Source organism: Geodermatophilus sp. SYSU D00758 (assembly GCF_054049955.1).
In genome coordinates, this window is the sequence record NZ_JBJGYK010000078.1 from 1 (window position 1) to 6873 (window position 6873).

6 protein-coding genes are annotated in these 6873 nt (G+C 74.2%); 4 read left to right on the forward strand and 2 right to left on the reverse strand.

Annotated features, from left to right (window positions below; translation table 11 throughout):
* The first annotated feature begins 147 nt into the window (after positions 1 to 147).
* Together ACI8AC_RS24980 and ACI8AC_RS24985 are read left to right on the forward strand one after the other, a co-directional pair.
* Complete coding sequence (locus tag ACI8AC_RS24980; protein WP_456900558.1) at positions 148 to 1041, forward strand: methylenetetrahydrofolate reductase; 894 nt, start codon at positions 148 to 150, stop codon at positions 1039 to 1041.
* 139 nt (positions 1042 to 1180) lie between these two features.
* Positions 1181 to 2083 carry an MBL fold metallo-hydrolase gene (locus tag ACI8AC_RS24985; RefSeq protein WP_456900563.1) on the forward strand — a complete coding sequence of 301 codons (903 nt, stop codon included), beginning with the start codon at positions 1181 to 1183 and terminating at the stop codon, positions 2081 to 2083.
* A 17-nt stretch (positions 2084 to 2100) separates the two neighbouring features.
* Here the strand turns inward: ACI8AC_RS24985 and ACI8AC_RS24990 are convergent, their stop codons facing one another.
* Both ACI8AC_RS24990 and ACI8AC_RS24995 read right to left on the reverse strand, forming a co-directional pair.
* The gene (locus ACI8AC_RS24990; protein ID WP_456900559.1) at positions 2101 to 3222 is read right to left on the reverse strand and encodes an aromatic ring-hydroxylating oxygenase subunit alpha; all 1122 of its coding nucleotides are present in this window, start codon (positions 3220 to 3222) and stop codon (positions 2101 to 2103) included.
* A gap of 512 nt (positions 3223 to 3734) precedes the next feature.
* Complete coding sequence (locus tag ACI8AC_RS24995) at positions 3735 to 4535, reverse strand: IclR family transcriptional regulator (RefSeq protein WP_456900560.1); 801 nt, start codon at positions 4533 to 4535, stop codon at positions 3735 to 3737.
* A gap of 133 nt (positions 4536 to 4668) precedes the next feature.
* On the opposite strand from ACI8AC_RS24995, the gene ACI8AC_RS25000 reads away from it, so the two are divergent.
* Together ACI8AC_RS25000 and ACI8AC_RS25005 are read left to right on the forward strand one after the other, a co-directional pair.
* Complete coding sequence (locus ACI8AC_RS25000) at positions 4669 to 4989, forward strand: bifunctional 3-phenylpropionate/cinnamic acid dioxygenase ferredoxin subunit (RefSeq protein WP_456900561.1); 321 nt, start codon at positions 4669 to 4671, stop codon at positions 4987 to 4989.
* Positions 4986 to 6158 (forward strand): NAD(P)/FAD-dependent oxidoreductase, encoded by a 1173-nt coding sequence (locus ACI8AC_RS25005; protein ID WP_456900562.1) that lies wholly within the window; start codon positions 4986 to 4988, stop codon positions 6156 to 6158. Before ACI8AC_RS25000 ends, ACI8AC_RS25005 begins: the two co-directional genes overlap by 4 nt.
* Positions 6159 to 6873: the final 715 nt, after the last annotated feature.

Below are 6873 nucleotides of genomic sequence, written 5' to 3' on the forward strand. Positions count from 1 at the left end.
CCTGCAGGGCCGCTTCCCGCTGGAGGACTTCGTCACCGAGACCATCGGCCTCGACGACGTCGAGGAGGCCTTCACGAAGATGCACCACGGCGACGTGCTGCGCAGTGTCGTGGTGGTCGACAAGTGAGCGGCCCCGTGAGCTCACCGGTGAGAACGGCAGCGCCGCTCGCGGGTCCGGCGAGCAGCCGGCGCGGTGCCCGCACCTCGCTGGAGCGGGCGCTGCGAGCGGCCAGCTACGAGGTCCTGCCGCTGCGGGCCGCCGAGGAGTCGGTCGTCGAGCACGTCCCCCGAGCCGTGCCCCTCACCGTGACGGTGACCGAGGCCAAGGGTCTGGTCCCGACCCTCGAACTGGCCGAGCGGCTCACCGGCCACGGGTTCACCGCGACGCCCCACCTGGCCGCCCGGCTGGTCCGGGACACGGCCCACCTGGCCGACGTCGTCGCCCGCCTGCGCGCCGCCGGGGTGTCCGGGGTCTTCGTCGTCGGGGGCGACGCCGCCGAGCCCGCCGGGACGTTCCCCGACGCGCTGAGCCTGCTCGAGGCGCTGGACGCCACCGGCTCCCCCTTCGAGACCGTGGGGATCGGCGGCTATCCCGAGGGGCACGGGCACATCGACCCGGAGCTCATCGACCGCGCCCTCGAGCGGAAGGCCCCGCACGCGACGCACGTGATCACGCAGCTGTGCTTCTCGGCCGCGACGACGGCGGCCTGGGCACGGCACGTCAGGCAGCGGGGGGTCGACCTGCCGATCCGGGTGGGTCTCCCCGGCGCGGTGACGCGGCAGAAGCTGGTGCGGATCTCGGCCGGGCTCGGGCTCGGCCGGTCGGCCCGGTTCCTGGCGAAGCAGCAGAGCGTGTTCTGGCGCTTCTTCCTGCCCCACGGCTACCGGCCGGACCGCCTCGTGGACGGCCTCGCACCCACCCTCGGCCGGCCCGAGCACCACGTGCAGGGCTTCCACTTCTTCACGTTCAACGAGGTGGCGCGCACGGAGGCGTGGCGGCAGGGGTGGCTGGCCCGGCTGTCCGACGCGGGCACGGGGTGACGCCGGTGGGCAACCGGCGAGGGGACGGCACGGGCGGGCCCGATGTGCGGTACGGGGGCGTCACGCTCCTCGCCTCGGCGAGGGCGGGCGCTACCCCTCCGCCAACTCGTGGCTCGTCAGCGGGACGGAGGGCACCCTCCTGGTCGACCCGTCCCTCGAGGTCGGGCGGCGCGGCGGACTGCCCGCAGACGTCGGGCTGATCGCCGTCACCCATGCCCACGAGGACCGCGTCGCGGGGCTGCACGTGTTCCCCGACGTCCCGGTCGTCGCCCACCCGTCGGAGGGCGCCGCCGTCCGCGCCCCCGAGGCACTCCTCGCCGGCTTCGGCATGGCGCCTGCGGAGGCGGACGTCCTGCGCCGGCAGCTGCACGAGACCTTCGGGGTGACCGGTCACGAGCGGGTGGGCACCGTCGACGACGGCGCGGTGCTCGATCTGGGGCGGCGGTCGGTGACGGTGGTCCACCTACCCGGACACCGCCGGCCACTGCGGCCTGCTGGTCGAACCCGACGGCTTCCTGTTCGTAGGGGACATCGACCTGACGTCCTTCGGCCCCTGCCACGGCGACCTCTCCAGCAGCCTCGACGACCTGCTCACCTCGATCGGACGGCTCCGCGACGTGGGGGCCCGCTGGTACGGGACCTCGCACCAGGTCGGGGTCCTCGACGACCGGCAGTCCTTCCTCGCCGCCCTGGTCCGCTTCGCCGCGGTGGTCGACCGCCGGGACGAGACGCTGCTGCAGCTGCTGCGCCGGCCGCGGACGCCGGCCGACGTCGTCGCCCACCGGCTGGTGTACCGGCCGCACGTCCGGTTGCCGTTCGTAGGCGGTCGAGCGCCGGACCGCGCTCCTGCACCTGGAACGACTCGTGCGCCACGGCCTGGTCGTCCCTGCCGGCGACGGCTACGTCGCTGCGTGAACGGACGCGGTTTGCGCGACGCCGTCCGCGCCGGGCCGCAGGGCGGCCCCGTGCAGAGGCTCGCCGTGGCCCCGTCCCCCGCCCCGGGCGTGCGAGGGGCGGCAAGGACGGGGTCCTTCCACGGTGAGGAGGACGGGTCCTTCTTCAGCCCGACAGGCGCTGGGTCAGCCAGTGGTGGAACTCGCCGATGTGGTGCTCGGACGGGACGAGGACACCGCCGTTGGCGTAGGCCCGGGACGACATGGCCGGCTGGGTCCGCTCGCAGGCCTCGAAGTCCTGCGCGTTGACCCGGTGGAACAGCTCCACCGACCGGGACACGTCCTTCCCGGACTCCACCACCTCGCGGGTGTACAGCCAGTCGCACTCCACGATCGTCCGGTCGACCGACACCGGGAACATGCGGTGGAAGATCACGTGGTCGGGCACCAGGTTGACGAAGACCGTCGGCCGGACGGTGATGGCGTAGTAGCGGCGGTCGTGGTCCTGGTCGACGCCGGGGAGCTTGCCGAAGCCCTCGCCGCCGTCGACGGTGAAGCCCTGGACGTCCTCACCGAACTCCGCGCCGTGCCCGACGTAGAACTGCGCGGCGTAGCCGTCGGCGAACTCCGGGAGCACCTCGGTGAGCTCGGGGTGGATCGTCGCGCAGTGGTAGCACTCCATGAAGTTCTCGATGATGAGCTTCCAGTTGGCCTGCACGTCGTAGGTGATGCGGCGGCCTACCGTGAGCGAATCCAGCTCGTAGTGGTCGATGGCCTCCCGGCTCCCGAGGCGGTCGGCGACGGCGCCCACGACGTCGTCCTCGAAGGACGGGGGCTGCTCGGCCAGGGAGACCCAGGCGTACCCGAGCCACTCCCGCAGGTGCACCGGCACCAGGCCGTACCGCACGCGGTCGATGTCGGGCATCTTGGTCAGGTTCGGAGCCGCGACCAGCTTGCCCGAGAGGTCGTAGGTCCAGGCGTGGTACGGGCACTGGAAGGCCCTCTTGACCTCACCGGAGTCGTCGGTGCAGATCTGCGCGCCGCGGTGCCGGCAGATGTTCAGGAAGGCCCGCAGCTGACCGTCGCGGCCACGGACGACCAGCACGCTCTCCCGGCCGACCTGGACCTTCCGGAACGTCCCGGGCGTCGGCAGGTCGGCCGACCGCACCGCGCAGAACCACATGGTCTCGAAGACCCGGGTCTGCTCGAGTCCGAAGATGGCCGGGTCCGTGTAGTACTGGCCCGGCAGCGTGGAGATGAGGCTCGCGGGCAGGTCGGTGGTGGTCATACGGCACCTCGGGGTTCCGTCGGGCGATCTGGGGACGCCGGAAGTCGGACAACACAGGTCTGCGACATGCCTCGGTCGTCGCCTGCCGACGAGCTCGGGACGACCGATGTGTTGCACATTACTCAGCGGGTCGCGCACAGCGCAACAGATCGAATTGATGGCCCTTCCGGATCTCCCGGGAACCCCGAACCGGACGCCCTCCCGCCGCGACCCGGCGCTGCGACCCGGCGGAAGGCGGGCGGGAGCCCGGCGGGAGCCCGGCGGGACCGGGCGACGCCCCCCGCGCTCACCCGGTTCCTGCGACCTCCGCCGGCACCGCCCGCGGATCGGCGGACACCGCCGACCCACGCAGCTCCGGACGCCGTCCGGACGACGCCGCGGACGTGACGACGTGCGCACGACGCGCGCGTCCGACGCCGCCCGGTCCGCGCAGTGCGCACACGGCGCGGACGAGGAGAGGCGGCGAGGTCAGGACGACGTGTCGGCCATCCCCGGAGCGGTCTCCCGCCCGGTCAGCGAGCCCGGCTGAAGTGGCCCAGCCTCCTGCTCAGCTCCTCGGCGCCCGACACCACCCGCCGGGCGAGCCTCGGGAAGTCCTCGGCGTCGATGCGGAAGGACGGCCCCGAGACGCTGAGGGCCGCGATCACGTCCCCATCCGCGCCCCGGACGGGCGCGGCGACGGCGTTGAGCCCGACCTCGTACTCCTCGACGGTGGCACCCCACCCCCGCTCGACGATCCGGTCGAGGTGCTGTCGCAGCACCTCGGGATCGGTGATCGTGGCCGGGGTGAAGCTCTGCAGCTCCCGGGAGAGCACGTCCTTGCGGACGGCGTCGGCCGCGTAGGCCAGGAGCACCTTGCCGCTCGATGTCGCGTGAACTGGGGTGCCCTGGCCCACCCAGTTGTGGGTGCTGAGCGCGCCCGGCCCGCGGACCTGGCTGACGTTCACCGCACGGTCGCCGTCCAGGATGGCGATGTTGACCGTCTCCTCGAGGTCGGCAGCCAGTGCGTCGCAGATGGGCCGCCCCTCCCGGGCGATGTCCAGCTGCGCGGCGGCCGCGCCGGCCAGGCGCACGACGCCGAAGCCCAGCCGGTACTTGCCCCGATCGGCCAGCTGCTCGACGAAGCCCCGGCTCTCCAGCGCCGCCACCAACCGGAAGGCCGTGGACTTGTGCACCCCGAGCTCGGCGGCCACCTCGGTGACGCCGGCCTCACCGTGGGCCGCGAGGATCTCGAGGACGCTCAGCGCCCGATCGACCGACTGGACGACGGCGACCGAGCCCCGCTCCCCGTTCTCACCCTGCGGACCACCCATGACCTCAGCGTAGGTGGAGGAGCGCGGGACGCCGCCGGCGTCCCCCTTGACGATGGGGTGAACCCCGGCCATGCTGTTGCGCACACGGCAAGTAGTTGCGGGATTCGCAACAACTCACGAGCCTGGAGCACCCATGATCCTGGTCTGCCCCACGACCGCGTTGCCGCCCGGCGAGGCCACCCGCGTCGAGGCCGACGAGCCCATCGCGGTCTTCAACGTCGACGGCGACTTCTACGCGATCGACGACACGTGCACCCACCAGGACGCCTCGCTGGCCGACGGCTGGCTCGACGGCTGCGCCGTGGAGTGCCCGCTGCACGCCTCCTGCTTCGACCTGCGCACCGGGAAGGTGTCCGGCCCGCCGGCCAAGACACCGGTCCGCACGCACCGGGTCGTCGTCCAGGACGGCATGGTCTACGTGCAGCCGGGGACCACCGGGGACGGCGTCGCGTGAGCTCCACGATCGCCGTGGTCGGGGCCTCCCTGGCCGGCCTCTCCGCTGCGCGCGCGCTCCGGGACCAGTCCTACGACGGCCGGATCGTCGTCATCGGCGACGAGGTGCACGCCCCCTACGACCGCCCACCCCTGTCCAAGGAGTTCCTGGCCGGTTCGGCGTCCCTGGAGGACATCGCCCTGGGGGCGCCCGACGACGAGGACCTCCGGCTCGAGTGGCGGCTGCACACCACCGCCGTCGGGCTGGACCACCTCAGCCGCTCGGTGCTGCTGGACGACGGCAGCGAGGTCCGGGCCGACGGCGTCGTGCTCGCCACGGGAGCCCGAGCCCGGCGCCTCCCCGGCAGCGAGGGGCTCGACGGCGTGCACGTGCTGCGGTCGCTGGACGACGCGATCGCGCTGCGGGAGGACCTGGCCACCGCCGGACGTCTCGTCGTCATCGGGGCCGGCTTCATCGGGGCGGAGGTCGCCGCCACGGCCCGCGAGCTCGGGCTGGAGGTGACCGTCGTCGAGACCCAACCCGTCCCGCTGGCCGGCCCGCTGGGCGCCGACATGGGCGTGGTCTGCGCCGGATTGCACGCCGACCACGGCACCCGCCTGCTGCTCGGCACCGGGGTCGCCGGGCTGGTCGGCACCGGCAAGGTCGAGGCCGTCGAGCTGACCGACGGCACACGCCTGCCGGCCGACGTGGTGGTCGTGGGCATCGGCGCCATCCCGAACATCGAGTGGCTGGCCCGCTCCGGCGTGGCCCTCGGCAACGGCGTCCTCACCGACGCACGCTGTGCGACCAACATCCCGGGCGTGGTCGCGGTGGGCGACTGCGCCGCCACGTGGTCGGCCGCCGCGGAGCGGCACGTCCGCATCGAGCACTGGACCAACGCGCTCGAGCAGCCGGCCACCGCGGTCGCCACCCTCCTGGGCACCGGGGGTCCGGCGCCGACGCCCGTGCCGTACTTCTGGTCCGACCAGTACGGCGCCCGCATCCAGTTCGCGGGGTCACGCCGCGAGGGCGACGTCGTGCGCGTGGTGGAGGGCAGCTGCGCCGACCGCAGCTTCCTGGTGGTCTACGAGCGCGACGGTCAGCCCGTCGCCGTCCTGGGCATGAACCAGCCCCGGCTGTTCACCCGCTGGCGCCGCCAGTTGCGCGCGGCCGCGCCGGCCACGTCCTGACCCCCAACCGGTCCCGGCCGGCGCAGCGAGGCGGCCTCCGGCCGTAGCCCCTTGCTCCTGGACCGCCCCCGACGTGGGAACGGCGGTCCAGGGGCAGGCGTGCGTCGCGACGGAGGACGTCGCCCAGCGCCATCGGCTCCCCGGGCACAGACAGCCGGGCGCACGTCGCCGTGGCGAGCCCCGGGGCCGAGCGGAACCCGGCGCGTCATCCTCGCTGCCGTCCGAGGGTGCCCTCAGCCCCCCGCGCCGCTGCCGGGCCGCGACCGAGCGGCTGGACGACGGCCGGAGGGCCGGTGTGCCGCGCCTGCGACCCGGCCGGCGAGCCGGCGCTCCCCCGTCCGGGCCACCGGAGGCCGGTGAGCCCACCGCCGGGGCGCAGCGCGCGCGTCGTCGACGACCTGGCCGGGCCGCACCCGGCTCCCCGGCGTCGCTCGGACAGGGCCTCGACCAGGGCGACGTCCGCACGGCCTCGGCCGGCTCCGCGGAAGGGAGGCGACGAGTGGGCGGTCCGTGGACGTCCGCGGGTCCGCCACGGGGAGCCCGCCGACGCCCGCGAGGAGCCCGCCGACGCCGGGCAGCCGGTCCCCGGCCTCCGGCGCGGCCGGCAGGCCGTGCTCCCGGGCCTCGATACCCCCGGGCACGGCCGAGCCTCCCGGCACCGGCGCGCAGCATGCCCTGGGAGAAGTCGCAGGCGATGGCGTGCACCCCGCCCGAG